Annotated in this window: 23 protein-coding genes and 1 tRNA gene; 13 read left to right on the plus strand and 11 right to left on the minus strand. The window is 60.0% G+C overall.

What is annotated here, in order from left to right:
* Positions 1-38 precede the first annotated feature (38 nt).
* Positions 39-308 carry a hypothetical protein gene (locus ASD95_RS29330; RefSeq protein WP_223541561.1) on the plus strand — a complete coding sequence of 90 codons (270 nt, stop codon included), beginning with the start codon at positions 39-41 and terminating at the stop codon, positions 306-308.
* Positions 309-384: 76 nt separating this feature from the next.
* Here the strand turns inward: ASD95_RS29330 and ASD95_RS06540 are convergent, their stop codons facing one another.
* From ASD95_RS06540 to ASD95_RS06555, 4 genes are all read right to left on the minus strand, one after another.
* Positions 385-714, minus strand: coding sequence for a hypothetical protein (locus tag ASD95_RS06540; RefSeq protein ID WP_056726975.1), 330 nt, complete (start codon positions 712-714; stop codon positions 385-387).
* Between the two features lie 61 nt (positions 715-775).
* On the minus strand, positions 776-1,306 hold the full coding sequence (locus ASD95_RS06545) for a DUF5384 family protein (protein WP_056726974.1): 531 nt from the start codon (positions 1,304-1,306) through the stop codon (positions 776-778).
* A gap of 12 nt (positions 1,307-1,318) precedes the next feature.
* The gene (locus ASD95_RS06550; protein ID WP_056726973.1) at positions 1,319-1,828 is read right to left on the minus strand and encodes a hypothetical protein; all 510 of its coding nucleotides are present in this window, start codon (positions 1,826-1,828) and stop codon (positions 1,319-1,321) included.
* 317 nt (positions 1,829-2,145) lie between these two features.
* Positions 2,146-2,222, minus strand: a tRNA-Arg gene (locus ASD95_RS06555).
* A 349-nt stretch (positions 2,223-2,571) separates the two neighbouring features.
* Here ASD95_RS06555 and gabD point away from each other — a divergent pair.
* From gabD to ASD95_RS06570, 3 genes are all read left to right on the plus strand, one after another.
* On the plus strand, positions 2,572-4,014 hold the full coding sequence (gene gabD / locus ASD95_RS06560; RefSeq protein WP_056726972.1) for an NADP-dependent succinate-semialdehyde dehydrogenase: 1,443 nt from the start codon (positions 2,572-2,574) through the stop codon (positions 4,012-4,014).
* A 196-nt stretch (positions 4,015-4,210) separates the two neighbouring features.
* The gene (gene gabT / locus ASD95_RS06565) at positions 4,211-5,488 is read left to right on the plus strand and encodes a 4-aminobutyrate--2-oxoglutarate transaminase (protein WP_007994487.1); all 1,278 of its coding nucleotides are present in this window, start codon (positions 4,211-4,213) and stop codon (positions 5,486-5,488) included.
* A gap of 135 nt (positions 5,489-5,623) precedes the next feature.
* Entirely contained in the window at positions 5,624-6,838 is a 1,215-nt protein-coding gene (locus ASD95_RS06570) for a response regulator (RefSeq protein WP_056726971.1), read from the plus strand.
* A gap of 141 nt (positions 6,839-6,979) precedes the next feature.
* On the opposite strand, the gene ASD95_RS06575 is transcribed toward ASD95_RS06570, so the two are convergent.
* Both ASD95_RS06575 and desA read right to left on the minus strand, forming a co-directional pair.
* A complete protein-coding gene (locus ASD95_RS06575; RefSeq protein WP_056726970.1) occupies positions 6,980-7,969 on the minus strand; it encodes a GGDEF domain-containing protein in 990 nt (329 codons plus the stop codon).
* Between the two features lie 216 nt (positions 7,970-8,185).
* Positions 8,186-9,370 (minus strand): delta-9 fatty acid desaturase DesA, encoded by a 1,185-nt coding sequence (gene desA / locus ASD95_RS06580; RefSeq protein ID WP_056726969.1) that lies wholly within the window; start codon positions 9,368-9,370, stop codon positions 8,186-8,188.
* Between the two features lie 146 nt (positions 9,371-9,516).
* Here desA and dibA point away from each other — a divergent pair, with 146 nt between their 5' ends.
* From dibA to ASD95_RS06610, 6 genes are all read left to right on the plus strand, one after another.
* Positions 9,517-11,436, plus strand: a complete 1,920-nt coding sequence (gene dibA, locus ASD95_RS06585) for a phosphodiesterase DibA (protein WP_056726968.1) — start codon at positions 9,517-9,519, stop codon at positions 11,434-11,436.
* Between the two features lie 203 nt (positions 11,437-11,639).
* A complete protein-coding gene (gene oscA, locus ASD95_RS06590; RefSeq protein WP_056726967.1) occupies positions 11,640-11,822 on the plus strand; it encodes a sulfur starvation response protein OscA in 183 nt (60 codons plus the stop codon).
* A gap of 143 nt (positions 11,823-11,965) precedes the next feature.
* Positions 11,966-12,979, plus strand: a complete 1,014-nt coding sequence (locus ASD95_RS06595) for a sulfate ABC transporter substrate-binding protein (protein WP_056726966.1) — start codon at positions 11,966-11,968, stop codon at positions 12,977-12,979.
* 69 nt (positions 12,980-13,048) lie between these two features.
* The gene (cysT, locus tag ASD95_RS06600; RefSeq protein WP_007972956.1) at positions 13,049-13,867 is read left to right on the plus strand and encodes a sulfate ABC transporter permease subunit CysT; all 819 of its coding nucleotides are present in this window, start codon (positions 13,049-13,051) and stop codon (positions 13,865-13,867) included.
* 12 nt (positions 13,868-13,879) lie between these two features.
* Positions 13,880-14,749: a sulfate ABC transporter permease subunit CysW gene (cysW, locus tag ASD95_RS06605; RefSeq protein WP_007972954.1), complete on the plus strand. Its 870-nt coding sequence runs from the start codon at positions 13,880-13,882 to the stop codon at positions 14,747-14,749.
* 3 nt (positions 14,750-14,752) lie between these two features.
* Positions 14,753-15,742, plus strand: a complete 990-nt coding sequence (locus ASD95_RS06610) for a sulfate/molybdate ABC transporter ATP-binding protein (protein ID WP_056726965.1) — start codon at positions 14,753-14,755, stop codon at positions 15,740-15,742.
* A gap of 89 nt (positions 15,743-15,831) precedes the next feature.
* Here the strand turns inward: ASD95_RS06610 and ASD95_RS06615 are convergent, their stop codons facing one another.
* Entirely contained in the window at positions 15,832-16,356 is a 525-nt protein-coding gene (locus ASD95_RS06615; protein ID WP_056726964.1) for an Mpo1 family 2-hydroxy fatty acid dioxygenase, read from the minus strand.
* An 83-nt stretch (positions 16,357-16,439) separates the two neighbouring features.
* Here ASD95_RS06615 and ASD95_RS06620 point away from each other — a divergent pair, with 83 nt between their 5' ends.
* A complete protein-coding gene (locus tag ASD95_RS06620; RefSeq protein WP_056726963.1) occupies positions 16,440-17,126 on the plus strand; it encodes a Crp/Fnr family transcriptional regulator in 687 nt (228 codons plus the stop codon).
* Between the two features lie 208 nt (positions 17,127-17,334).
* Here ASD95_RS06620 and ASD95_RS06625 read toward each other — a convergent pair whose 3' ends face one another.
* Positions 17,335-18,339 carry an AraC family transcriptional regulator gene (locus ASD95_RS06625; protein WP_056726962.1) on the minus strand — a complete coding sequence of 335 codons (1,005 nt, stop codon included), beginning with the start codon at positions 18,337-18,339 and terminating at the stop codon, positions 17,335-17,337.
* A gap of 100 nt (positions 18,340-18,439) precedes the next feature.
* Between ASD95_RS06625 and ASD95_RS06630 the strand changes: the two genes are divergently transcribed.
* Complete coding sequence (locus tag ASD95_RS06630; RefSeq protein WP_056726961.1) at positions 18,440-19,513, plus strand: fatty acid desaturase; 1,074 nt, start codon at positions 18,440-18,442, stop codon at positions 19,511-19,513.
* Between the two features lie 131 nt (positions 19,514-19,644).
* Here the strand turns inward: ASD95_RS06630 and ASD95_RS06635 are convergent, their stop codons facing one another.
* From ASD95_RS06635 to ASD95_RS06645, 3 genes are read right to left on the minus strand one after another with little or no spacing between them, the layout of a single operon-like run.
* Positions 19,645-21,255, minus strand: coding sequence for an arylsulfatase (locus ASD95_RS06635; protein ID WP_056726960.1), 1,611 nt, complete (start codon positions 21,253-21,255; stop codon positions 19,645-19,647).
* 15 nt (positions 21,256-21,270) lie between these two features.
* Positions 21,271-22,086 (minus strand): ABC transporter ATP-binding protein, encoded by an 816-nt coding sequence (locus ASD95_RS06640; protein WP_056726959.1) that lies wholly within the window; start codon positions 22,084-22,086, stop codon positions 21,271-21,273.
* Positions 22,083-23,681 carry an ABC transporter permease gene (locus ASD95_RS06645; RefSeq protein WP_056726958.1) on the minus strand — a complete coding sequence of 533 codons (1,599 nt, stop codon included), beginning with the start codon at positions 23,679-23,681 and terminating at the stop codon, positions 22,083-22,085. Before ASD95_RS06645 ends, ASD95_RS06640 begins: the two co-directional genes overlap by 4 nt.
* A gap of 279 nt (positions 23,682-23,960) precedes the next feature.
* Between ASD95_RS06645 and ASD95_RS06650 the strand changes: the two genes are divergently transcribed.
* The gene (locus ASD95_RS06650) at positions 23,961-24,974 is read left to right on the plus strand and encodes an ABC transporter substrate-binding protein (protein ID WP_056726957.1); all 1,014 of its coding nucleotides are present in this window, start codon (positions 23,961-23,963) and stop codon (positions 24,972-24,974) included.
* Positions 24,975-25,005 lie beyond the last annotated feature (31 nt).

Raw genomic sequence — 25,005 nt, forward strand, 5'->3', positions numbered from 1 at the left:
GATTTGCAGACAACTGAAGTGCGCGGCATTCCGGGGATTTGGCATCCACCCCTGAAAGCGCGCACTATCAGGCTATAGCCGATGCGTTGGAGGATGCCGTGGCAAAAAAAATCGACCGCATCGCCCAAATGCTCAACTGCCCACAAAAGGGCGAGGAACTGCGGCGAGCGATTACCGAGAGTCGCAAGGATTTTCTGCTGAACCAGCCGGAAGAAGACGTTGTTGAAGACGACGACCTCGAAGAGGAGCTTTTCGAGGACGACGAGGACGATGATGAGTACGACGAGTTCGACTGGACGACAGAGTAAAAAAAACCGCCTCGGCGGTTTTTTTGTGGGTCCAGGCTAAAGCCCTGAGGGGCTGTATCTGGCGTACTTGATAGTGTCAGAGCCCATTGGGGAGAAACTTGGTTGCGCCGCTGACATCGTCGATTTTCTTGATGCGAAAGGCTTTCAGGCATGTTTCGTCGCGGGTGTTGGCGTCAGAGCAAAATTGCTTGATGAAGTCGGCAAAAACCATTTCTTGGCCATTAACGGTGAGGACGCGCTTGTAATATTCACCATTGATACCTTGGGCTTGACGACTGGTCGTCATCTCCTGGTCCACCACCAGGCGTCCGTGAAGGTCGACAGCTGGAACCTGGACTTTGGGGTCTTCTTTGGAGCAGGCGCTCAGCAGTAGTCCCGCGGCAATCAGCGTACATAAACGCAGCATATGAATTCATCTCTGATAACGGATGCCCCGGACCAGGGTCCGGGGAAGATCGATAGGAAGATTACTCGCCGAACAAGCGGCTGGAGCGGTTGACTTCAGCCTTGCCGGAGTCTTCCAGCAGAGACTTGGCACCGGAGGTCACATTGCGTGCCGAGTCGGCTTCAGACTGGATCACATCGGTGCGTGCCGCGCTGTCACGCAACTCCGCATCGATGTAGTCGTTGGCGCGTGCGGTGCGCGCGCGCTTGGCCTGTAGTGCCAGGCGGCGCTCTTCCAGCTCCAGTGCGCGCAACTCGTCTTCGAAGCCTTCTTCACGGGTTTGCACACGCTTGTGTTCAAGTTCTTGTGTTTTGCGCTGCTCAAGAGCCCTTTGCTGCGCAGCTTGCTGTGCCACTGCCCGTTGCCGACGATCAGCAGCGCTACGGGCCTCCTCGCGTGACCGCTCGGCTGCCGCCTGGCGGATGCGTTCGGCCTCGGCGGCCGCTTCAGCCTGTTTGGTTTGCTGTTCGATTTGATACAGATTGTCGAATTGGCCCGCCAATGTCGGCATGGCGAGCAGTGCGAAGACCGAGCCGAAAACAATATGTTTCATGTCCGACCCCCCTTAGCTTTTCTTGGGTTCTGGACAGGTCGCATTCGGCTGAATGCGTGTTTCGTTGGAGATCGTCATCACCATCAGGGATATTTCGCCAACCTTGAACTCACAAGGGCGACCCACCTGGGCAGAAGTGAAGATCTTGCCGCTTTCGGAATAACCAATCAGCACGCCCGGTACCAGGGTGGTGTCATTGACCATCGAGCCCGCCATGGCGCCTGCAGCGCCACCGGCTACACCGCCGACAATGGCCGTGTCAGTGTTTTTAGTGTTGCCCAGTGCGGCACCACCGATCAGACCCAGTACCCCGCCCGCCATCATGGCTGCTTTTTTGTTCTTTTCGTTGCTGACTTTAATCTTGCTCGGCGAAATCGTAAGGATTTTGACGGTTTTAGCTTCCTGCTGAGTGTTTACCTGACTGGCGTCGAATACATCTGCTTGATACTCCTCACCGCTCGTTTGGCAACCAGCAAGAACGGCAGCAATCGAAAGCACCAGGCAGCGTTTTAACATCATCATTTCTAATATCTCTATGAGCGTAAGAAATCCCGAGCGGGACAATCCATTGTGATTTGAGGCAATGTGCCATCATTTTAATCAAACTCAAGAAGATAAGGCCAAGGAAACTTTGGAGAGGATGTGGATCAGGTGCCTCAGGCAGCAGTGGGATAGCGCGTCGTCATGCGCAAATTTCGGGTGGCAGTTTCAACGCCCGCAGCAGGCTGCCGATGCCGTTCGCCGAAAAAGCCAGAAGGTGTAAACCTTATTCAGGACGAAACAACACCCACAAAAAAGCCCCAGGCCCATAAGGCCTGAGGCTTTCTCGTTACAACGTATGGTGCACCAGGCGGGATTCGAACCCACGACCCCTGCCTTCGGAGGGCAGTACTCTATCCAGCTGAGCTACTGGTGCAGCGGCCGCCATGATACGCATATGCACTGCGGGCGTCCATGCTGCTGAATCGCCTGCGTTTTTTCAAAGCGGTAACGCGCGTTTGCTACGTTGATCAGAAAAAATAGGCAAAAGCGTCGTTTTCGTTCTTTTTTTCGAACAGGCTATTGTCCTTTACCCCCTTTGATCCTAGGATTCGTTTGAGATTTCAAACGCTCTTGTCTGGGTGCTGAACCGCACGATTTGAATCAGTGCGCTATTTATGTGCTTCAGCCCGGTGAATGATTTCCCTGACGGCAGCCTATCGAGGCGCCTTTCTACAATCATAATTTGCTCCGCATTCGTTGCGGTGCTGTTAAGGAAAGCCGACATGCAGCTTAAAGACACCCAGTTGTTCCGCCAGCAAGCCTTCATCGATGGCGCGTGGGTCGATGCGGACAATGGTCAGACGATCAAGGTCAACAACCCGGCAACGGGCGAAATTCTAGGCACCGTGCCGAAAATGGGCGCTGCCGAAACCCGCCGTGCGATCGAAGCCGCTGACAAAGCGCTGCCGGCCTGGCGTGCACTGACCGCCAAAGAGCGTGCGACCAAGCTGCGTCGCTGGTATGAGCTGATCATCGAGAACCAGGACGACCTGGCTCGCCTGATGACTCTGGAGCAAGGCAAGCCATTGGCCGAAGCCAAGGGCGAAATCGTTTACGCCGCTTCCTTCATCGAGTGGTTTGCCGAAGAAGCCAAGCGCATCTATGGTGACGTGATTCCGGGCCACCAGCCAGACAAGCGCTTGATCGTGATCAAGCAGCCAATCGGCGTGACCGCTGCAATCACCCCGTGGAACTTCCCGGCTGCAATGATCACCCGTAAAGCCGGCCCGGCCCTGGCCGCCGGTTGCACCATGGTGCTCAAGCCTGCTTCGCAAACTCCGTTTTCCGCCTTCGCCCTGGCCGAACTGGCCCAGCGTGCCGGCATCCCGGCTGGCGTGTTCAGCGTTGTTTCCGGCAGCGCCGGTGACATCGGCAGCGAGCTGACCAGCAACCCGATCGTGCGCAAGCTGTCCTTCACCGGTTCGACCGAAATCGGTCGTCAACTGATGTCGGAATGCGCCAAGGACATCAAGAAAGTGTCCCTGGAGCTGGGCGGCAACGCGCCGTTCATCGTGTTCGACGACGCGGACCTGGATAAGGCCGTCGAAGGCGCGATCATTTCCAAGTATCGCAACAACGGTCAGACCTGCGTCTGCGCCAACCGCCTGTACATTCAGGATTCGGTCTACGACGCGTTCGCCGAGAAGCTGAAAGTGGCTGTGGCCAAGCTCAAGATCGGTAACGGTCTGGAAGACGGCACCACCACTGGCCCGCTGATCGACGAAAAAGCCGTGGCCAAGGTGCAAGAGCACATCGCTGACGCCATTTCCAAAGGCGCCACCGTGTTGTCCGGCGGCAAGCCGATGGAAGGCAACTTCTTCGAGCCGACCATTCTGACCAACGTGCCGAACAACGCTGCCGTGGCCAAGGAAGAAACCTTCGGTCCATTGGCTCCACTGTTCCGTTTCAAAGACGAAGCCGACGTGATCGCGATGTCCAACGACACCGAGTTCGGTCTGGCCTCGTACTTCTATGCTCGTGACCTGGGCCGTGTGTTCCGTGTGGCTGAAGCCCTGGAATACGGCATGGTCGGCGTCAACACCGGGTTGATCTCCAACGAAGTCGCGCCGTTCGGCGGCATCAAGGCCTCGGGCCTGGGCCGTGAAGGCTCCAAGTACGGCATCGAAGATTACCTGGAAATTAAATACCTCTGCCTGGGCATCTAAGCTCGAAGGTATAAGCCGAGAAGGTATTGCTTGAAACGCAAAGGGCACGAGAGCGCTGTTCCTTTGCGTGCGTAAAACCGGAATTTTCTCTGTGACCGGGAACACTGTGGCAGTCGATCATCGCATGCTGCCGCCGTTGCTCCCCGTCGCTTTATCCTTGAACCACGCCGCCCGATGAGCGGTGAATGAGGAATGTATGAGCAAGACTAACGCTTCTTTGATGGCCCGCCGTACCGCCGCTGTTCCACGTGGTGTTGGCCAGATTCACCCGATCTTCGCCGATTCCGCGAAGAACGCGACCGTAACCGATGTTGAAGGTCGTGAGTTCATCGACTTCGCCGGCGGTATCGCCGTGCTGAACACCGGCCACGTGCACCCGAAAGTCATCGCCGCCGTGACCGAGCAGCTGAACAAGCTGACCCACACCTGCTTCCAGGTTCTGGCCTACGAGCCGTATGTGGAAGTGTGCGAAAAAATCAACGCCAAGGTCCCAGGTGATTTCGACAAGAAAACCCTGCTGGTGACCACCGGCTCCGAAGCCGTGGAAAACTCCATCAAGATCGCCCGTGCCGCCACTGGCCGTGCCGGCGTGATCGCCTTCACCGGCGCTTACCACGGTCGCACCATGATGACCCTGGGCCTGACCGGTAAAGTCGTGCCTTACTCGGCCGGCATGGGCCTGATGCCAGGCGGCATCTTCCGCGCGCTGTACCCGAACGAACTGCACGGTGTGAGCATCGACGATTCGATCGCTTCCATCGAACGCATCTTCAAGAACGACGCCGAGCCGAAAGACATCGCCGCGATCATCATCGAGCCGGTTCAGGGCGAAGGCGGTTTCTACGTCGCGCCTAAAGAGTTCATGAAGCGTCTGCGTGCCCTGTGCGACCAGCACGGCATCCTGCTGATCGCTGACGAAGTACAGACCGGCGCTGGCCGTACCGGTACGTTCTTCGCCATGGAGCAGATGGGCGTTGCTGCCGACCTGACCACCTTCGCCAAATCCATCGCTGGCGGCTTCCCGCTGGCCGGTGTGTGCGGCAAGGCCGAATACATGGACGCCATCGCTCCAGGCGGCTTGGGCGGCACCTATGCCGGTAGCCCGATCGCTTGCGCCGCGGCCCTGGCCGTGATGGAAGTGTTCGAAGAAGAGCACCTGCTGGATCGTTGCAAGGCTGTTGGCGAGCGTCTGGTAACCGGCCTGAAGGCCATCCAGGCCAAATACCCGGTGATCGGTGAAGTCCGTGCCCTGGGCGCGATGATCGCTGTCGAGCTGTTCGAAAACGGCGACAGCCACAAGCCGAACGCTGCAGCCGTGGCGTCGGTTGTGGCCAAGGCTCGCGACAAGGGTCTGATCCTGCTGTCTTGCGGCACCTACGGCAACGTTCTGCGCGTCCTGGTACCGCTGACCTCGCCGGACGAGCAACTGGACAAAGGCCTGGCGATCATCGAAGAGTGCTTCTCCGAGCTCTGATCCCCGGTGTGACCTGATCCACAAAAAACCCGCTTCGGCGGGTTTTTTCATGCCCCTGGAAACAGATCCCGCGCATTAGCGCTGTATCGAATGGCCAGCATTGGATAAGGTTCCTGCATTGCCAGGGAGAGCTGTATGACAACTGTCATTTTACCCGCCGTTCCAAGAGTCCTGATTGCCGAGGCCGACCCCTGGTCCCGGGATCTGCTCAAGGAAGTGTTATTGAACGTACGCTGCGATGCCCGGCTGGATCTGTGCGCCGATGGCCAGCAAGCGCTGGAGCTATTGGCCGCCCACCCCTATGACCTGGTGATCGCCGACTGGGAGTTGCCGGGCGTCGATGGCCTGAATGTCCTGCGCAATGTCCGTCAGCGCAAACGCAACCCGCCGCTGCCCTTCATCCTCATGAGCAGTCGCAACGACAGTGCCAGCGTGCGCGAGGCCTTGCCGCTGGTGCCGGCCGCGTACCTGACCAAGCCCCTGAATATGCAAAGCCTGACCCAACGGTTGCAGGGGTTGCTGCTGAACGCTGGCGAAGAAGTCTCGTGCGAAGTGCCGGCGCTGGCACCGGGCATGACGTTGTCGGTGTTTCTGGAGCGTCGCCGGGAATTGGCCGACGGCGCGCCGCTGATGACCGACGTGCAAGTGGCGGTCAAACGCAGCCTCAATCCCAACGGCCTCGACCTGACGGTGCTGGAAGACGAAATCCGCACCGATCCGCAGGTGACGGCCGTGTTGATCGCCGCTGCCAACAGCGCGGCCCAGCACCACGGCAGCGGTGTGCAAACCCTGTCCCAGGCGCTGCATCGCCTGGGCACCGGGCAGAGCATGAACCTGATTCTCGGCCTGGCGCTCAAGCGCAGTGCCCGGCTCAGCGATCCGCAATTGGCCGACTATGCCGAGCGCTACTGGGATCTATCGCTGCACACCGCCGAATACGCGCGAACCCTGGCGCGCCTGCTCGATCTGGATCAGGAGCGCTGTTATTGCGCCGGCATGTTGCATCGTCTCGGCGATCTGGCGTTGCTGCGCTGTTTGCAGGAATGGAAACAGGCCGGTGGCGAACTGGACGAGCAGGAGGAAGTGGGTGAAGCGCTGGTTGAATTTGGCGCGGCCTATGGTTCGGCCTTGCGCACGCGCTGGCGCCTGCCGCTGGAGTTGCGGGAGCTGATTGCGGCGGCCTACCAGCTCGGTGGCGGGGTTTACTCCCGCGAAGCGCTGGTGATGAACATGGCGGCGCAGATGGCGCGCCTGACCGAGCATGAGGGCATTGAGGCGCTGGCGAAGAGCCGGACGGCGCGGTTGCTCAAGATCGGTTTGCCGGAGTTGATGCGTTTGCGCAGGAAATAAGGGCGAACGCGATTCCCTGTGGGAGCGGGCTTGCTCGCGAAAGCGGAATGTCAGTCGACATAAAAGGTGACTGACACGGCCCCTTCGCGAGCAAGTCGGATCGCCGCACCGCCGCTCCCACATGGGGGCTGTGGTGACCTGTCAGGCAGTGACAATCCGGTTCTTGCCCTCGCGCTTGGCCCGGTACATCGCGGCATCCGCCCGGGAAAACAGGTTCTCCACGTTTTCGTCCGCGGCGCTCAGGCAGGTCAGGCCCTGGCTGACGGTGATGCCAAACGTCTGGCCTTCATGGGTGAAACGCATTCGCTGAATCTGCTGTTGCAAGCGTTCCGCTACTTGCAGGGCCATCTGCGGCGTACAGCCGGGAAACACCGCTGCGAACTCCTCACCGCCAATGCGCCCGAACAGGTCGCCACGACGCAACGCCGCGCGGCCGCTATCGGCGATGCATTGCAACACGTTGTCGCCTTCCTGGTGACCGTAGGTGTCGTTGATGATTTTGAAGTCATCGATGTCCAGCATCAGGAACGACAGCGGTTGGCCCCGTTGCCGGGCGTGTGCGAATTCCTGGTGGGCGCATTCGAAGAAATGCCGGCGATTGCTGCTTTGGGTCAGGGCGTCGGTGGTTGCCAGGCGATGCAGCTCGCTTTCCATCCGCTTCTTGTCGGTGATGTCTTCGGCGATGCCGACGATGATCACGGGTTGCCCCGGTTCGGCCTGGCGGTTGACGTAGCATTTGTCGCTGAGCCAGCGTACCTGGCCATCGGCGGCAATGATTCGATACTCGCGGTCTTCGACGGCGCCCTTGTCCAGCACCTCGGCCAGGCTGCGCTCGGCATAGTCCAGGTCGTCAGGGTAAATGCTGTCGCGCCATTGGTTGCAGTCGACCAGCAGCCGATCAGCCGAACGGCCAAAGATCCGTTCATAGGCGGGGCTGACGTAAAGCACCTGGCGGGTTTCCCAATCGAAGGCCCACAGCACCGCGTTGACGCTCATCAGCAAGGTATTGAGCAACTGTTCGCGTTCGCTCAGGCGTGCGACTTCGCCTTGGGCATGCATCAGCGCTATCAGGGTCTGCGCGGCCTCGGGCCCATGTGACGGAGATGAGTCTTGCAGGTTTTTCTGGGCCATCGACACAAATCTCAAAGGGCATGCCGCGTGTTAGTTCGCGGCCAACACCAAGCCCGCCGGGGATGGCGAAGTGTCTTTGAGATAGGGCTTTTCGGGTGAAGTTCCCACCCTTTGTCACGAGAGAGCTGGCTCCCGCCGGGCGGTACTGATGGCGCGATATTGCAGTCACACCACATAACCCAGTGGGAGCGAGCAAGCTCGCTCCCACTGGGTTTTTCAGACAGCGGCAGGGCGCAGGGAGTAGGTCTTCAACTGATCGGCGAAGTCGCGCAGGGATTGAATCCCGCTGGCTTCGGCTTCGTGTACCCAGTCCTTGATGGCCGCCAGCATGTCGTGACCATTTGAGCTGGTCTTGACCCAGATCTGCTGCAGGGCCAGGCGTTTCTCGTAAATTACCTTCAGCGCCTGACTGTGCTCGAGCATGTTCTGGATGCGTACATGGTGTTTGTCATCCAGCAGGCTGGTCTCCCGCGAAAGCAGGCGCTTGGCCCGGTGGAACTGGTGGCGTACCGAGTGATCGACCTTTTCCAGCTCTTGCTTGACCAGCGGGCCGATCACCAATTTGCGGTACTGGGCCATGATCTGGAAGCGGTTGTTGAGGATCGCCATGGCGGTGTCCATGTCCAGGTTGCCCTTGCCTTCGACGCGATGGGCAATCGGTGCAACCCGCTGAACCTTGGCCAGGCGCAGGAAGCTGAAGACTTTAATCCACGCCCAGCCCAGGTCGAATTCCCACTTCTTCACCGACAATTTTGCCGAGTTAGGGTAGGTGTGATGGTTGTTATGCAGTTCTTCGCCGCCAATCAGGATGCCCCAAGGCACCAGGTTGGTCGCCGCATCGCGGCATTCGAAGTTGCGGTAGCCGATGGCATGGCCCAGGCCATTGACCACGCCGGCGGCCCACACCGGAATCCACATCATCTGGATGGCCCAGATGGTGATGCCGATGGTGCCGAACAGCAGCAGGTCGATAACACCCATGATCGCGATGCCCAGCAGCGGGTATCGGCTGTAGAGGTTGCGCTCGATCCAGTCTTCGGGGCAGTTCTTGCCGTAGATGCGCAGGGTCTCGGGGTTTTCCGCTTCGGCGCGGTACAACTCGGCGCCTTTGCGCAGCACCGTGGACAAACCCTTGATGACCGGGCTGTGCGGGTCATCGACGGTCTCGCATTTGGCGTGATGCTTGCGGTGGATGGCGGTCCACTCGCGGGTGTTCTGCGCCGTGGTCAGCCACAGCCAGAAACGGAAGAAATGCTTGAGCCCCCCATTCAGCTCCAGGGAGCGATGGGCGGAGTAACGATGCAGATAGACCGTGACGGCGATGATCGTGACGTGGGTCATCAGCAGGGTGACTGCTACCAGCGACCAGGGCGACAAGCCAAGAAAACCTTCGTACCACATAGGCTGTAGGGCCCTCGATAAAGAAAAAACAGCCGTTGCATTATCACTAAGCCCACACAGAAAACCAGTCGCCCTTTCAGATAAGAGTGGCTGGATGTGTCTTTCAACTATAATTCCAAACTTTTTGTAGGGACATGGATTGCCGGATGTCTGCCACCTATCGCGATGCCTTGCGCGCAGCGCTGCTCTATCTGTTGCTTTCTGTGGTTTGGCTGCAGATCAGTGGCTATTTATTAAACAGTTTCTTCGATAGCTCTGCCGAGCGACTGCGATGGCAACTGATCAACGGTTATGTCTGGGTGCTGTTCAGCGCCGGGTTGATCTTCATTGCCCGGGCGCGGCTGCTGCGGTGTCTGGGTATCGGCGCCAAACTGCGTGAGCGCGATGCCGACCGCATGCGCTTGCGCCAGGCAGCGGCCGTGTTCGACTGCACCCGCGAAGGCGTGCTGGTTACCAATCGGGAAGGCCTGATCATCCATGTAAACCGGGCGTTCATGGAAATCACCGGTTACGGGTGTGAGGACGTGCTGGGACAGCGGCCCAACCTGTTCAAGTCCGGGCGACATTCCCCTGAGTTCTATCAGGTGATGTTTGCCTCGCTCGCCAGTGTCGGGGAGTGGAGTGGGGAAATCTGGAACCGGCGTAAAAGCGGCGAAATTTACCCGCAATGGCAAACGATCCGCCTGATCCATGACGATTTCGGCCGGCCGAGCGAATATGTGGCGGTGTTTTCCGACATCAGTGCAATCAAGAACTCCGAACACGAACTGATGCGCCTGGCGCACCACGATCCGCTGACCGACCTGCCGAACCGCCTGCTGTTCACCGACCGCGCCGAACAGGCCCTGGCCTCGGCACAGGTGCACAAGCGTGGCTGCGCGCTGCTGATGATCGATCTCGATCACTTCAAGATGATCAACGACAGCCTCGGGCACAGCATTGGCGACCAGTTGCTCAAGGCTGTGGCCGAGCGCCTGGACGCCATGTTCGGTCCGGGCATCACCTTGGCCAGGCTGGGCGGAGATGAGTTCGCCATACTTGCCGAAAGCTGTCCGCAACTGGTTCAGGCCGCTGCGTTGGCCCAGCGGATCATCGATGGTCTTAAAGAGCCGTTTCTTATTGATGGGCACCCACTGTCCATCAACACCAGCATCGGCATCAGCCTGTTCCCCAGCGATGCCTTGAGTGTCGAGCAACTGCTGCGCAATGCCGACTCTGCACTGTTCAAGGCCAAGAGCACGGGGCGCAATGATTATGCCCTGTACACCGAAGAGCTGACGGCCCATGCCCAGCAACGGGTGGAGATCGCCTTCGAGTTGCGCCGTGCCCTGGAACGGCAAGAGCTGCGGGTCCATTACCAGCCGGTTCACGACCTCAAGACCAGCCGCCTGATTGGCGTCGAGGCGCTGGTGCGTTGGCAGCACCCGCAGCGGGGCCTGGTGTCGCCGGCGGAATTCATTCCGGTCGCCGAACGAACCGGTCTGATTGCTGAAATCGATGCCTGGGTCATGGCGCAGGCGTGCCGGCAGATGTGCCAGTGGCAGCAGGGCGGGGTGGTGTTGTCGTTTGTCGCGGTCAACGTTTCTTCGCGCCTGTTCGCCCGCCGTGAGCTGTATCGGCAGGTGGCGCAGGTCTTGCGTGAAACCGGGCTGGAACCGGCGTTTCTGGAGCTGGAAGTTACCGAAAGCGCGGTGATGGAGGACCCGGAGGTCGCGCTGGAGCAGATGCATCGCCTGCGCGAACTGGGTGTGCGCCTGGCCATCGACGACTTTGGCACCGGTTATTCATCGCTGCTGCGACTCAAGCGTCTGCCGGTACAAAAGTTGAAAATCGACCAGGGCTTCGTCGCCGGATTGCCGTGGGATGAGGATGATGCAGCGATTTCGCGGGTGATCATTGCCCTGGCCCAGAGCATGGGTATGCAGGTGCATGCCGAGGGGATCGAGCAGGTCGAACAGGCAGCTTTCCTCCTCGAGCAGGGGTGTGATCTGGGTCAGGGTTACTGGTTCGGGCGGCCGGTGTCGGCGGCGCAGCTCGATTGGATGCATGCGCCGGTGATCGGATAGGCGCAAACCCTGTGGGAGGTTTTTTGGTGTGTCTGAAAAGGGGTGATTCACCTCAAGCCCTTGTCCCTTCAGTTAATCTCTTCTGGTTATATAAACATTCTTAAATAGTCTTTTTAAGAATATCTACACCTCTCTAGTATTGCTCTCAAGCCGCAAGCAGTGCCGACACTGCGAGGCAACCTCTCAGTTGAAGGAGCAGCAATATGAGCGCATCCCTGCGTAGCGTCGACGGTCAAGACGAAGCCACCATCCTGCGTGAAATCCAGAGTGCCCTGCGCGATCTGCGCTTTGGTGCCGTGGAAATCACCGTGCACAACGCCCAGGTGGTGCAGATCGAGCGCAAAGAAAAATTCCGTTTGCAGCAGCCGGGCAACAAGTCGGGCTGAAGGGGATCGCAGCCTGCGGCAGCTCCTACAGAAGCACGCAATCACCTGTAGGAGCTGCCGAAGGCTGCGATCTTTGAACCGGCAACGCGATTCCAGAAATCCATAAAAAAGCCAACAAACCAAGAATTCCAGGAGCTTTCACCATGTCGTCGATTCGTCATTTCGCTTTGGCCGCCCTGGCCAGCGCCCTTTTTGCCGGTTCCGCCGTTGCCAAGGACTACGAGTTGCTCAACGTGTCGTACGACCCGACCCGCGAGCTGTACCAGGACTACAACGCCGAGTTCATCAAGTTCTGGCAGAAGGATCACGCGGGCGACACCGTGAAGGTCCAGCAATCCCACGGCGGTTCGGGCAAGCAAGGCCGTGCGGTGATCGATGGCCTGCGTGCCGACGTCGTGACCCTGGCCCTGGCCGGTGATATCGACGAAATCGCCAAGCTCGGCAAAACCCTGCCGGCCGACTGGCAAAAACGCCTGCCGGACGCCAGCACGCCCTACACCTCGACCATCGTGTTCCTGGTGCGCAAGGGCAACCCTAAAGGCATCAAGGACTGGGGCGACCTGGTCAAGAATGACGTCTCGGTGATCACGCCGAACCCGAAAACCTCCGGCGGTGCACGCTGGAACTTCCTCGCGGCCTGGGCCTATGGCTTGAAAGCCAATGGCGGCGACGAAGCCAAGGCCAAGGAATACGTACAAACCCTGTTCAAGCACGTGCCAGTGCTGGATACCGGCGCTCGCGGCTCGACCATTACCTTCGTCAACAACGGTCAGGGTGATGTATTGCTGGCCTGGGAAAACGAAGCCTTCCTGGCCCTGAAAGAAGAGGGCGGCGCCGACAAGTTCGACATCGTCGTGCCTTCGCTGTCGATTCTCGCCGAGCCACCGGTGGCGGTGGTCGACAAGAACGCCGAGAAAAAGGGCAACGAGCAGATCGCCGAAGCTTACCTCAAGCACCTGTACAGCCCGGCCGGCCAGGAAATCGCGGCGAAGAACTTCTATCGTCCACGTGACAAGGACGTGGCCGCCAAGTACGCCCAGCAGTTCCCGAAACTGGAACTGGTGAGCATCGACAAGGACTTCGGCGGCTGGAAAACCGCACAGCCGAAATTCTTCAATGACGGAGGCGTGTTCGACCAGATCTATCAGGCGCAGTAATCTTAAATAGCCATCAACGAGCCCCGGATTCACCTCCGGGGCTCAGTGCGTTCTCAACCAAGGACTTTTATGTCGCGTCGTATCTCCCCCGTCATACCCGGCTTCGGGCTGACGCTGGGCTACACCTTGGTGTACCTCAGCCTGATTGTGCTCATACCACTGGCGGCAATGTTCGTGCATGCCGCTCAACTCACCTGGGATCAGTTCTGGGCAATCATCTCGGCGCCACGGGTGCTGGCCGCGCTTAAGCTCAGCTTCGGCACCGCCCTGTGTGCCGCGATCATCAACGGCATCATCGGCACGCTGTTGGCTTGGGTATTAGTGCGCTATACCTTCCCTGGACGAAAAGTGATCGATGCAATGATCGACTTGCCGTTCGCATTGCCCACGGCGGTGGCCGGTATTGCACTGACAGCGTTGTACACCCCTACCGGTCTGGTGGGTCAGTTTGCAGCGGATCTGGGTTTCAAGATCGCCTACACCCCCCTGGGCATCACCCTTGCCCTCACTTTTGTGACACTTCCATTCGTAGTACGTACCGTACAGCCAGTATTGGCGGATATTCCCCGTGAAGTGGAAGAAGCGGCGGCGTGCCTGGGTGCAAAACCCTTGCAGGTCTTTCGCCATATCCTGCTGCCGGCACTGCTTCCGGCATGGCTCACCGGTTTCGCCTTGGCCTTTGCCCGCGGGGTCGGCGAGTACGGTTCGGTGATTTTCATCGCCGGCAACATGCCGATGAAAACCGAGATTCTGCCGCTGCTGATCATGGTCAAGCTCGACCAATACGATTACACCGGCGCTACCTCCATTGGTGTACTGATGCTGGTGGTTTCCTTCGTCCTGTTGCTGCTGATCAACTTGTTGCAGCGGCGCATCGAAACCCCATAAGGAGGCGCACCCATGTCCCAATCGTCTATTGCTGCCGCTTCCTCGAACGCTGCCCGTCGTGGCAGTGCGACTTCGCGGCGAATCCTGATCGGCCTTGGCTGGCTGATTTTTGCGCTGTTCCTGTTGTTGCCGCTGTTCATCGTGGTGTCCCAGGGCCTGAAGCTCGGCCTCGGGGCGTTCTTCACTGCGATCTTCGAGCCGGACGCGCTGTCGGCACTGAAGCTCACGGTCATCGCCGTACTGATCTCCGTGCCGCTGAACCTGGTGTTTGGTGTCAGCGCCGCCTGGTGCGTGAGCAAGTACTCGTTCCGCGGCAAGAGCATGCTGGTGACTTTGATCGACCTGCCGTTCTCGGTGTCGCCGGTGATCGCCGGTCTGGTCTATGTGCTGATGTTCGGCGCCCAGGGCCTGTTCGGCCCATGGCTGCAGGACCACGACATCCAGATCGTCTTCGCCCTGCCGGGCATCGTGCTGGCGACGATCTTCGTTACCGTGCCGTTCGTGGCTCGTGAGCTGATCCCGCTGATGCAGGAGCAAGGCACCCAGGAAGAGGAGGCCGCGCGCCTGCTAGGGGCCAACGGCTGGCAGATGTTCTGGCACGTCACCGTGCCCAACATCAAATGGGGCCTGATCTACGGCGTGGTGTTGTGTACCGCGCGGGCCATGGGGGAATTCGGTGCGGTGTCGGTGGTTTCCGGGCACATTCGCGGGGTGACCAACACCCTGCCGTTGCACGTCGAGATCCTCTACAACGAATACAACCACGTGGCCGCGTTCGCCGTGGCGAGCCTGTTGCTGATCCTGGCGCTCTTCATCCTGCTGCTCAAGCAGTGGAGCGAAAACCGTATTAACCGCCTGCGCGCCAGCGCCGCGGAGGAATAATTCATGTCGATCGAAGTGCGTAACGTCAGCAAGAATTTCAACGCGTTCAAGGCGCTGGACAACATCAGCCTGGACATCCAGAGCGGTGAACTCGTCGCGTTGCTCGGCCCGTCGGGTTGCGGCAAGACCACACTGCTGCGGATCATCGCCGGCCTGGAAACCCCGGACCGGGGCAACATCGTGTTCCACGGTGAAGACGTTTCCGGCCATGACGTGCGGGATCGCAACGTCGGTTTCGTGTTCCAGCACTACGCCTTGTTCCGCCACATGACGGTGTTCGACAACGTCGCGTTCGGCCTGCGCATGAAGCCGAAAAACCAGCGCCCGAGCGAAAGCCAGATCGCAACCAAGGTTCACGAACTGCTGAACATGGTGCAACTGGACTGGTTGTCGGATCGCTATCCGGAGCAACTCTCCGGCGGTCAGCGCCAGCGCATTGCCCTGGCCCGAGCGCTGGCGGTGGAGCCGAAAGTGCTGCTGCTCGACGAGCCCTTCGGCGCTCTCGACGCCAAGGTTCGTAAAGAACTGCGCCGCTGGTTGGCGCGTTTGCACGAAGACATCAACCTGACTTCGGTGTTCGTGACCCATGACCAGGAAGAAGCGATGGAAGTCGCCGACCGTATCGTGGTGATGAACAAGGGTGTGATCGAGCAGATCGGTTCACCGGGTGACGTCTACGAAAACCCGGCCAGCGATTTCGTCTATCACTTCCTCGGTGACTCCAACCGTCTGCACCTGGGCGAAGACAAGCACGTGCTGTTCCGCCCGCACGAGGTGTCGCTGTCACGCCATGAGCTGGAGGATCACCACGCGGCTGAAGTGCGCGATATCCGTCCGTTGGGCGCGACGACACGGGTGACGTTGAAGGTCGAGGGGCAGAGCGATCTGATCGAAGCCGAAGTGGTCAAGGATCACGACAGCCTGGTTGGTTTGGCAAAAGGCGAGACGTTGTTCTTCAAGCCGAAGGTCTGGCAGAAGGTCGCCAACATCTAAGGTCAAAAGATCGCAGCCTGCGGCAGCTCCTACAGTGGTACAGCTTTCCTCTGTAGGAGCTGCCGCAGGCTGCGATCCGTTAAAGCGGCCTAAGCCGCCGCATTTTTGCGATTGACCCGCACCCCACCCGCCCGCGCCTCAATCTGCTCTTTGAGCTCATGCCGCATCCCCAGCATGAAGGCCAGTTCAGCCACCACGAACAGCGGCCCGACAATCAACCCGGTCACGTCATCGACAAATGCCGGTTTGCGCCCTTCGTAGTGATGGCCGACAAACTGGATCGCCCAGCCGATCACGAACATCGCCACGCCGCTGCCCAGCCAGACCAGCGTGCTTTGCTGCGCCAGCGCATGGCCTGCCCACACCGACAGCCCGAGCAATACCGTCATCAACACGCCCAGGCGCAACTCCAGGCGCAGGTAAAACCATGCCGATGCCAGCGAAACGAGCACCGCCGGAGACAGCCACGCGCCGCCCATGGACCATTCCGGCCGAGACAGCAACACCGCGACGGCCACCACGATCAGCGGAATGCCGATAAAGTGCGAGGCGATGTTGCGCGGGTCACGGTGGTAGGCGGCGTATTGACTGAGGTGGTCGACGAGGCTTTTCATTGTTGTTCTCCTGTGGGGTGATTGATCATGCCCCGGGGTTACTTCCCGCTCTGTCAGCCAGGCGACAATCTCTAGGAGTTTTCATGGATATGCAGGTCTGGCGTCCACGCCTGATGAGCGGTCAGTGGTTCAGCCATTTGCCTGTTTCCCTACAGGATAGCCTGCTGTCGGCGGCCAGGCTGCGGCGCCTGTCGCCGGGCCAGCGGCTGTTCAAGCGTGGCGATCCGCCCTGTGGTCTGTACGCAGTGCTTGAGGGCGCGGTGCGCGTCGGTGCCGTGAGCGAGCAGGGCAAGGAAGCATTGCTGAGCCTGGTGGAGCCGCCGCACTGGTTCGGTGAAATCTGCCTGTTCGACGGTCAGCCGCGCACCCACGATGCCTGCGGCGTGGGCCAGTGCACGCTGCTGCACATCCCCCAGAACACCTTGCTGGCGCTGCTCGACGAGCATCCGCGGCACTGGCGGCAACTGGCATTGCTGATGAGTCAGAAATTACGCATGACCTTCATCAACCTCGAACAACTGAGCCTGTTGCCGGCCCCGGCCCGGCTGGCGCACCGCTTGCTGATGATCGCCGAAGGCTATGGCGAGACCGCCCCACCGCGCCGCGTCCTGCAACTGCCACAGGAGCAGCTTGCCGCCATGTTGTCGCTGTCGCGCCAGACCACCAACCAGATCCTCAAGGAGTTGCAGGGGCAGGGGATCATCGGGCTGAGTTACGGCGAAATTGAAATCCTTGATGCTGCCCGATTGCGGGAACTGGCCACAATCTGAAACTCGACGCATATCCCTTGTGGGAGCGAGCTTGCTCGCGATGACAGTGTGTCAGTCTCCAGGTATGTCGACTGACAGTCCGCTATCGCGAGCAAGCTCGCTCCCACAGGGGATCTGGGTGAATCAGAGATTTGTGGTCACCGAAAAAACTGTGGGAGCGAGCTTGCTCGCGATGGGGGCAGATCAGCCAACTCACTGTCCGGATCAATCACTGCAACCCATCCCGAAACTGCCCAGGCGTCATCCCCGTCCAGCGCTTGAACGCACGGCTGAAACTGCTGGTGTCGGCAAACCCGAGCAGATAACTGATCTCACTCAGCGACACCTGCGGGTCGCGCAGGTGCAGCAGGGCGAGGTTTTCGCGGCTTTCATTGAGCAGCGTGTCGAACCGGCAGCCTTCATCGGCCAGGTGCCGTTGCAGGCTGCGCAGGCTCAGGTGCAGGGCCTTGGCGATGTGCTCGGCGCTGGGTTCGCCTTCGGGCAGTTGTTCTTCGATGGCGTCGCGGACCTTGCGCTCCCACGTCAGCGGCTTGAGTTGCGCCAGGGTGCGCTTGAGCACGGTTTCGTTGTGTTCGGCCAACTCCGGGTTGGCGTCGTCCAGGTGGCTGTCGAAGTCGATGAGGGCGAACTCCAGTCGGTCTTCGTCGGCACCGAAGTGCACGGGCGAGCGAAAGACTTTATGCCATTGATGCGCGTCTGCCGGCTCCGGACGGCGCAGGTAGGTCGCCAACGGCGCGTAATCACGACCCAGGCGATTGCGGCAGGTGCGCACGTAAATCGCCATGAACGCATCGATGGCTTCAAAGGCCGGGGCCGGGTTGCCCAGCGGAATTTTCAGACTGAAACAGTAGCGATCCTCGGCGCGGGTCAGTTCCAGTTCCAGGGCGTCGCTGACCACCTGGTAATAGCGCACGATGCGCTCGAACACTTCCCGCAGGCTGCCGCTGGCCACCAGCGCATAACCCAGCGCATGGAAAGTGGTCGGGCTGACGAAACGCGACACCCGCAAACCGATCGCCGGGTCGCCGCTGGCCTGCACCGCCAGATTCCACAGGTACGTAGTGCCCGACAGTGGGTAGCGCGCGTTCGGGTCGTCCATCAATTGTGGGTCGAGCCCCGCTTGCTGGCACAGGGCGGTGCTGTCGATGCCCAGGGCATCGAGTTGCTTGCGCAGGGCACGGGTCCAGCTGGCGAGGGAGGTCGGTTCAGTCATGCTGATTGGCGCTTCCAGTCAACAGGTTGGCGTTCTCGGCTACCGCGTTGCGAGGCTTCGCAAGGCAGGATGCAACCATCAATAACCAGAGGATGGAAGCATGGACGGTACTTCTGCAAGTCCCCAGCGACTGAATGCAGCCCAACGATCAGCACATATTCGCCAAGTGGTGCTGGCCAGAGGCGTCGCATTGCGCGAGCAATACCCGATTCTCAAGCACCAGGACGCCCTCGGCGCGGGCATTCTGGCCTTCGCCGTGGCCGGCATGGTTGGTTCGGCGACGCTCTACATGACCGGGCACATGGCGTGGTGGGCGTGCCTGTTGCTCAACGCTTTTTTCGCCTCGTTGACCCATGAGCTGGAACACGACCTGATCCACAGCATGTATTTTCGCAAGCAGAAGGTGCCGCACAACCTGATGATGGGGTTGGTGTGGCTGGCGCGGCCGAGCACTATCAATCCGTGGATTCGCCGCCATCTGCACCTCAATCACCACAAGGTATCGGGCTCTGAAACCGACATGGAAGAACGCGCCATCACCAACGGCGAGCCATGGGGCATCGCGCGATTATTGATGATTGGCGACAACATGATGTCGTCGTTCATCCGTATGCTGCGGGCCAGGACCTGGGCGCAAAAGATCAGCATCGTCCAGCGCACCCTGAAGGTCTACGCACCGCTGGCGCTGATGCATTGGGGCGCGTGGTACGTGTTTCTCGGTTTCCACGCAGCGAACGGCGTTGCGCATCTGGTGGGCGCACCGATCGAGTGGTCGGCGACCACGTTGTCGGTGATGCAGGTGATCGACATCGCGGCGGTGGTGATCATCGGCCCCAATGTATTGCGCACGTTCTGCCTGCACTTCATCAGCTCGAACATGCACTACTACGGTGACGTGGAACCGGGCAACGTGATGCAGCAGTGCCAGGTGCTAAACGCGTGGTGGCTGTGGCCGTTGCAGGCGTTCTGCTTCAACTTCGGCAGCAGCCACGGGATCCATCACTTTGTGGTGAAGGAACCGTTCTACATCCGTCAGTTGACTGTGCCGGTGGGACACAAGGTGATGCGCGAGATGGGTGTGCGGTTCAATGATTTCGGCACGTTTGCGCGGGCTAACCGGTTTGAGGGCAGGGAAGAAGTGGCTGTGCAAAAGGTGCGTACAGTCGGGGCTTGATTGGGTGTGTTTGATGGCCCCATCGCGAGCAAGCTCGCTCCCACAGGGTTTGTCGGTGTGAATGCGATCTTTGCATCACATCGGCCACTGTGGGAGCGAGCTTGCTCGCGATAGCGGTATATCAGGCAATATCAATCCGGCTGAAACGGCGACTCACTCAGGATCACCCCAGTCTCATCCACATACCGCTGCCAATGCTCGATCAAGGCACTGAGCTTTTCCGGCTGACTCGACGCCAAGTCGTGAATCTCCCCCGGATCATTGCCCAGATCGTACAGCTGCCAGGTTGCCGGCCCCACCGGTCCCGGGATGTACACTGCCTTCCATTGCCCTTGCCGAATCGCCCGTCGTCCGAACAATTCCCACCCGGTGACGGTGTGCTCGTCATGCACTTGCGCCGTCTCGCCCGACAGGAACCCAAGCCACGACTTGCCGCGAACTTCTGCCACGGGTTTGCCGTGCCATTGCTTGCCCGGATGGCGCACGCCGGCGAGGTCGAGAATGGTCGGCGTGATGTCCATCACCGTGCCAAACCCGTGGCTGATCTGTCCCTTGAGCGGCAGCTGCGGATAGTGCACCAGCGCCGGAACACGGATCCCGCCTTCGGTGGTGAAGGCTTTGAACAGCCGCGACGGCGCGGTCGCCACTTGCGCCCAGTTCGGCCCGTACCAGACGTAGGAGTTGGCGCGGCCGATGTTGTCCAGGCTGTTGTCGTAATGCTGGTTGAGATAGGTCAGCAACTGCGGGCCGAATTTCGGAAAGGCCTCCAGCAACGCCCCTTCGGCGCCGTTATCGGACATGAACAGGATGAAGGTGTTGTCCAGTTGCCCCTGCTGGCGCAAGTAATCGACGACGCGCCCAATGTTCCAGTCCATGCGTTCGACCATCGCCGCGTAGACCTCCATGGCCCGCGCCGAAATCTGCCGTTGCTCGTCGCTCAGGGCATCCCATTGTGCAGTCAACTGGATCAACGGATGGGGCTCGACATCGGCTTCGATCAACCCCAGGTTCTTGAGCTTTTCCAAGCGCTCAAGTCGCAGTACTTCAGGGCCGGCGTCATAGCGCCCGCGGTACTTTTCCACCACCTCGGCCGGCGCCTGCAGCGGCCAGTGAGGTGCGGAAAACGGCAGGTAGGCGAAGAACGGTCGAGTCTGATCACGCTCCTTGAGGTATTGCAGCAGCTTGTCGCCAAAGGCATCGGAGGAATAGAAATCCTTGGGCAGCTCATCGATGAATTGGTCGTCTTCGATGTACAGCGCCGGGGTGGATTTCAGCAGCCGTGGCGTCGTTTCATCGTAGGTCGGCTCGAAGCCGTAATGGTTGGCCGCGCCGGGCAACAGCGAAAACGAACGCTCGAAACCCCGGGCGTGGGGCGCAAGTTCTGCGGTCAGGCCCAGGTGCCATTTGCCGCTCATCAAGGTCTGGTAACCGGCCTCGCGCAGCAGCTCGGGCAGGGCGACCACGCGATCATTCAGGTGTCCTTCGTAACCCGGTTTGCCGATCAGGTCCGGGGTCAATGCTTCGGCCATGGTGCCGATGCCGGCGATGTGGTGATCGGTGCCGGTGAGCAGCATTGAACGGGTCGGCGAGCAGGTTGGCGCGGTGTGGAAATCGGTCAGGCGCAGGCCATTGTTGGCCAATGCATCGAGGTTCGGTGTGTTGATTTCGCCACCGAAGGCGCCGATGTCGGAAAAGCCCAGGTCGTCGGCCAGGATCACTAGAAAGTTGGGACGTTGCGGCATCAAGAATTTCCTTTTTCAGTAGGCAATGAAGGACAGCGGCAGATCGCGGACCTGCACCGGCACCGGGGGCTGGTAGTGATCGTCGCTGGTGAGTTCGTGAAGCAGCTCTTCGCGCAGATGGTGGAAGTCGAAACTGCTGCGCTGGCGCGGATGGGGCAGGGCAATGTCGACCACTTGCTTGATCCGCCCCGGACGCGGCTCCATCACCACTACGCGGTCGGCGAGGAAGATCGCTTCCTCGACATCGTGGGTGACCAGCACTGTGGTGATTTTTGCCCGGGCGCGGATCGCCAGCAGTTCGTCCTGCATCTGCTGGCGAGTCAGCGCATCGAGGGCGCCGAAAGGTTCGTCCAGCAGCAGAATCCGTGGGCTGGCCACCAGGCCGCGAGCGATGGCCACGCGCTGCGCCATGCCGCCGGAGAGTTGGTGCGGATAGGCGCGGGCGAAGTCGCCCAGGCCCACCAGTTCGATGAAGTCATGGATGCGCTTGTGCTTTTGCGCAGCGCTCAAGGGCTCGTTGACCAGGCCCAGGCCGATGTTGTCAGCCACGCTCAGCCACGGGAACAAGCGGTGTTCCTGAAAGACGATGCCACGCTCGCCGCCGATGCCGGTGACGGCTTTTCCGTCGACGCTGATCTGCCCGCGAAACTGCGTATCGAGGCCCACCAGCAAACGCAGCAAAGTGGATTTGCCGCAACCGCTGGAGCCGACGATGGCGACGAACTCGCCCTCGGCGATGTCCAGGTTGAATTCGCGAATGGCCTCAAGTGTGAAGCCGTCGACGTCGAAGGTTTTACCCACGTGATTGAAGCTGACAATCGGTGCGTTCATGCGTGTCTCCAGCGAGTGGCGCGGATTTCCAGGCGTTGGCCAATGAGGTTGAGCAGGGCACCGGTCAGACCCACCAGCAGCATGCCGGCCATGATCAGGTCCATGCGCAGCAGTTGCTGGGCGCCGATCATCTGGCTGCCGATGCCGCCGTTGGACGGCATGAAGTACTCGGCGCCGATGGTGCCGAGCCAGGCGTAGATCAGGCTCAGCCTTAGCCCTGCAAAAATTCCCGGGGCCGCGCCTGGTAGCACCAGTCGACCGAGGCGCTGGCGCAGGTTCAGGCGCAACACCTGCGCGGCTTCGTTGAGTTGTGGTGAGAGGTTGGCGACGCTGCGTTGGGTGGCGATGAACAGTGGGAAAAAGGCGGCGAGGGCAACGAACACCCACTTGGCCAATTCCCCCAGACCGAACCACGCGGTGAGCAGCGGCACCCAGGCGAAAATGGCGATCTGGCGGATGGCGGCGAGGGTGGGGCCGAGCACCCGGTCACTGGTGCGCGACAACCCCAGCAACAGCCCCAAGGCAAAACCGAGCCCGCCACCGAGCAGCAATCCGCCAAGTGTTCGGCCCAGGCTCAGGGCCATGCCGCCAAGCAGTGTGCCGTCGAGCAAACCGTCCTTTGTGGTCTGCAGGACGGCCAGCGGGGTGACCAGAATGTTCGCGTCAATCCATTGCTGATCCGAGGTCAGTTGCCACAATGCCAGAAGCGCCAGTGGCAGCAGCCACGGCTGCAATCGCTGCCAGCCTTGATAACGCGGCCCGCGACGGATTTCGGCGGTGGCCGGGTGCGGCCAGTGCACCAGTTTCCTGTCCAGCAGACCGATGCCGCGATCCATCACCACGCCGATCAGGCCGATCACCACGATGCACACGAACACGATGTCGAGCATGAACAGCTGCCGCGCCCAGACCATCAGGTAGCCGATGCCTTCACTGGAAGCGAGCAGTTCGACAGCGAGCAATGAAGTCCAGCCGGCGGCCAGCGCGAGGCGCACACCGGCCATGAAGGCCGGCAGCGCGGCAGGCAGCACCAGGCGGCGGATCAACAGGTGCCTGGGCAGGCGCAACACGGCGGCGGCTTCGCGCAGCTTGGGTTGTGCATCGCGTACACCGACCAGCGTATGCAGGGTTACCGGCACCACAATGGCCTTGATCAGCACCACCAGCTTCAGCACTTCCCCTATGCCGAAAAACACCATGAACAACGGAATCCAGGCCAAGGTCGGGACTTGGGCCAACCCGGCGAAGGTTGGAAATACCAGGCGCTCCAGTCGACGACTGAAACCCAGTGCCGCACCCAAAACAGCACCGGCGCTGATCCCGGCCAGCAGTCCCCAGAACAAGCGTTGCAGGCTGATCCACAAATGGCTCCACAACTCGCCTTGGGACAGTTCCACCGCGCTGTTCCAGACCAGGCTCGGCGCCGGCAGGATCTGCTCGCTCATCCAGTGATTGCGGCTGGCGAGCCACCAGAGCGTGAACAGGGTGATCGGCAGCAACCAAGGCAACAGGCGACGATTCAGGCTGGGCCAGAGGCGCTGGTTTTCCAGTGGTGGCGCGGCCAGCGGCAGGCTGAGAAGAGAAACACGGGCCATGGATGACCTCCGTTGTCGGCGTATGCAAAAACGATCTATAAAAAACAAAATCAATGCTATTGAGAAATAAGCAAAGCCATTTAAGGCCTCCAGTTCAGCTGCATCCAATGCATTCGAAGAATATTTTCGATGCCGTTACTGCATACCTGTCCAAGAGCCCCGGATGCGTTGATTTAGATCTAAATGGTCTAAAAATGTGAATTTATAGTATTTAAGTGTTGGTTCCACTTCGGCCTACTTTCGGCTCCTCAACGCCCGTTGCCCCAAGGAGCCGCACCCATGAACCTTCCCTTCAAACGTGTCATCAGTCTGTTCGCCGCACCGGCCCTGGCGGGGCTGCTGGCTTTTACGGCCAACGCCGATGAGCTCAAGGAAATCCGCATCGCCGTGCCGGACCTGAGTGCCGGGACCCAGCACAGTGGTGGCGGGGTCGTGGATGTGCTGCGTGATCAACAGATCTTCGAAAAGGCTTTCGCCGATCAAGGCATCAAGATTCAGTGGAGCTTCTTCAAGGGCGCAGGCCCGGTGATCAACGAAGCGTTCGCCAACGGTCAGGTGGACCTGGCCTACCTCGGCGATCTGGCGGCCATCATCGGCAAGTCCAATGGCCTGGATACGCGACTGCTCAGTGCCTCGGCGCGCGGGGTGAAGCATTACCTGGGCGTGGTGCCGGGGTCGGGGATCAAGACCCTGCACGACCTCAAGGGCAAACGGGTGGCCATCTTCCGTGGCACCGCCAGCCAGTTGTCCTTCGATGCAGCGCTGGCCAGCCAGGGGTTGAGCGAGAAGGACGTGAAAGTCATCAACCTCGACTTCAACGCGGCAGTCGCGGCGCTGGCGGCGAAGCAGATCGATGCCTCGTGGGGCGGTTCCGGGCTGACGGCGCTGCAAGCCAAGGGGCTGGCCGAGTTGCCGCTCAATACCAAGGATCTGGGCGGTGCCGGCAGTGTGCAGGCGGTATTGATAGGGACCGGAAAGTTTGTCGAGGCGCATCCGGAGGCGGTGGCGAAACTGCTCAAGGCCCAACAGCAGGCCGTAGAGTGGCTGACCCAGGACAGCAACAAGGACGCCTACATTCAACTGGTGTCCGGGCTGGCGAGTTATCCACCGGTAATTCTTTCTCAGGATTTGAAGGATCAGAAACTGAGCGAGGTGTTCCCGTCGACGCTCGATCCGGTGTTCCTTGGCAAATTGCAGGATGCCGTGGATCTGGCTTCGCAGCAGAAGCTGATTCGCAAGCCATTCAAGGTGAGTGATTGGGTGGCGCCGGAGTTGGCTGCGGCCAGGCTTTAAATCTCAAAAGATCGCAGCCTTCGGCAGCTCC

Source organism: Pseudomonas sp. Root71 (genome assembly GCF_001429045.1).
Lineage (GTDB): Bacteria > Pseudomonadota > Gammaproteobacteria > Pseudomonadales > Pseudomonadaceae > Aquipseudomonas > Aquipseudomonas monachiensis.

Bases quoted from the DNA above. Each gene is read 5' to 3' on its own strand.
- ASD95_RS06540 (WP_056726975.1), bottom strand. From the start codon at position 714: ATGCTGCGTTTATGTACGCTGATTGCCGCGGGACTACTGCTGAGCGCC.
- ASD95_RS06545 (WP_056726974.1), bottom strand. From the start codon at position 1,306: ATGAAACATATTGTTTTCGGCTCGGTCTTCGCACTGCTCGCCATGCCG.
- ASD95_RS06550 (WP_056726973.1), bottom strand. From the start codon at position 1,828: ATGATGATGTTAAAACGCTGCCTGGTGCTTTCGATTGCTGCCGTTCTT.
- gabD (WP_056726972.1), top strand. From the start codon at position 2,572: ATGCAGCTTAAAGACACCCAGTTGTTCCGCCAGCAAGCCTTCATCGAT.
- gabT (WP_007994487.1), top strand. From the start codon at position 4,211: ATGAGCAAGACTAACGCTTCTTTGATGGCCCGCCGTACCGCCGCTGTT.
- ASD95_RS06570 (WP_056726971.1), top strand. From the start codon at position 5,624: ATGACAACTGTCATTTTACCCGCCGTTCCAAGAGTCCTGATTGCCGAG.
- ASD95_RS06575 (WP_056726970.1), bottom strand. From the start codon at position 7,969: ATGGCCCAGAAAAACCTGCAAGACTCATCTCCGTCACATGGGCCCGAG.
- desA (WP_056726969.1), bottom strand. From the start codon at position 9,370: ATGTGGTACGAAGGTTTTCTTGGCTTGTCGCCCTGGTCGCTGGTAGCA.
- dibA (WP_056726968.1), top strand. From the start codon at position 9,517: ATGTCTGCCACCTATCGCGATGCCTTGCGCGCAGCGCTGCTCTATCTG.
- oscA (WP_056726967.1), top strand. From the start codon at position 11,640: ATGAGCGCATCCCTGCGTAGCGTCGACGGTCAAGACGAAGCCACCATC.
- ASD95_RS06595 (WP_056726966.1), top strand. From the start codon at position 11,966: ATGTCGTCGATTCGTCATTTCGCTTTGGCCGCCCTGGCCAGCGCCCTT.
- cysT (WP_007972956.1), top strand. From the start codon at position 13,049: ATGTCGCGTCGTATCTCCCCCGTCATACCCGGCTTCGGGCTGACGCTG.
- cysW (WP_007972954.1), top strand. From the start codon at position 13,880: ATGTCCCAATCGTCTATTGCTGCCGCTTCCTCGAACGCTGCCCGTCGT.
- ASD95_RS06610 (WP_056726965.1), top strand. From the start codon at position 14,753: ATGTCGATCGAAGTGCGTAACGTCAGCAAGAATTTCAACGCGTTCAAG.
- ASD95_RS06615 (WP_056726964.1), bottom strand. From the start codon at position 16,356: ATGAAAAGCCTCGTCGACCACCTCAGTCAATACGCCGCCTACCACCGT.
- ASD95_RS06620 (WP_056726963.1), top strand. From the start codon at position 16,440: ATGGATATGCAGGTCTGGCGTCCACGCCTGATGAGCGGTCAGTGGTTC.
- ASD95_RS06625 (WP_056726962.1), bottom strand. From the start codon at position 18,339: ATGACTGAACCGACCTCCCTCGCCAGCTGGACCCGTGCCCTGCGCAAG.
- ASD95_RS06630 (WP_056726961.1), top strand. From the start codon at position 18,440: ATGGACGGTACTTCTGCAAGTCCCCAGCGACTGAATGCAGCCCAACGA.
- ASD95_RS06635 (WP_056726960.1), bottom strand. From the start codon at position 21,255: ATGCCGCAACGTCCCAACTTTCTAGTGATCCTGGCCGACGACCTGGGC.
- ASD95_RS06640 (WP_056726959.1), bottom strand. From the start codon at position 22,086: ATGAACGCACCGATTGTCAGCTTCAATCACGTGGGTAAAACCTTCGAC.
- ASD95_RS06645 (WP_056726958.1), bottom strand. From the start codon at position 23,681: ATGGCCCGTGTTTCTCTTCTCAGCCTGCCGCTGGCCGCGCCACCACTG.
- ASD95_RS06650 (WP_056726957.1), top strand. From the start codon at position 23,961: ATGAACCTTCCCTTCAAACGTGTCATCAGTCTGTTCGCCGCACCGGCC.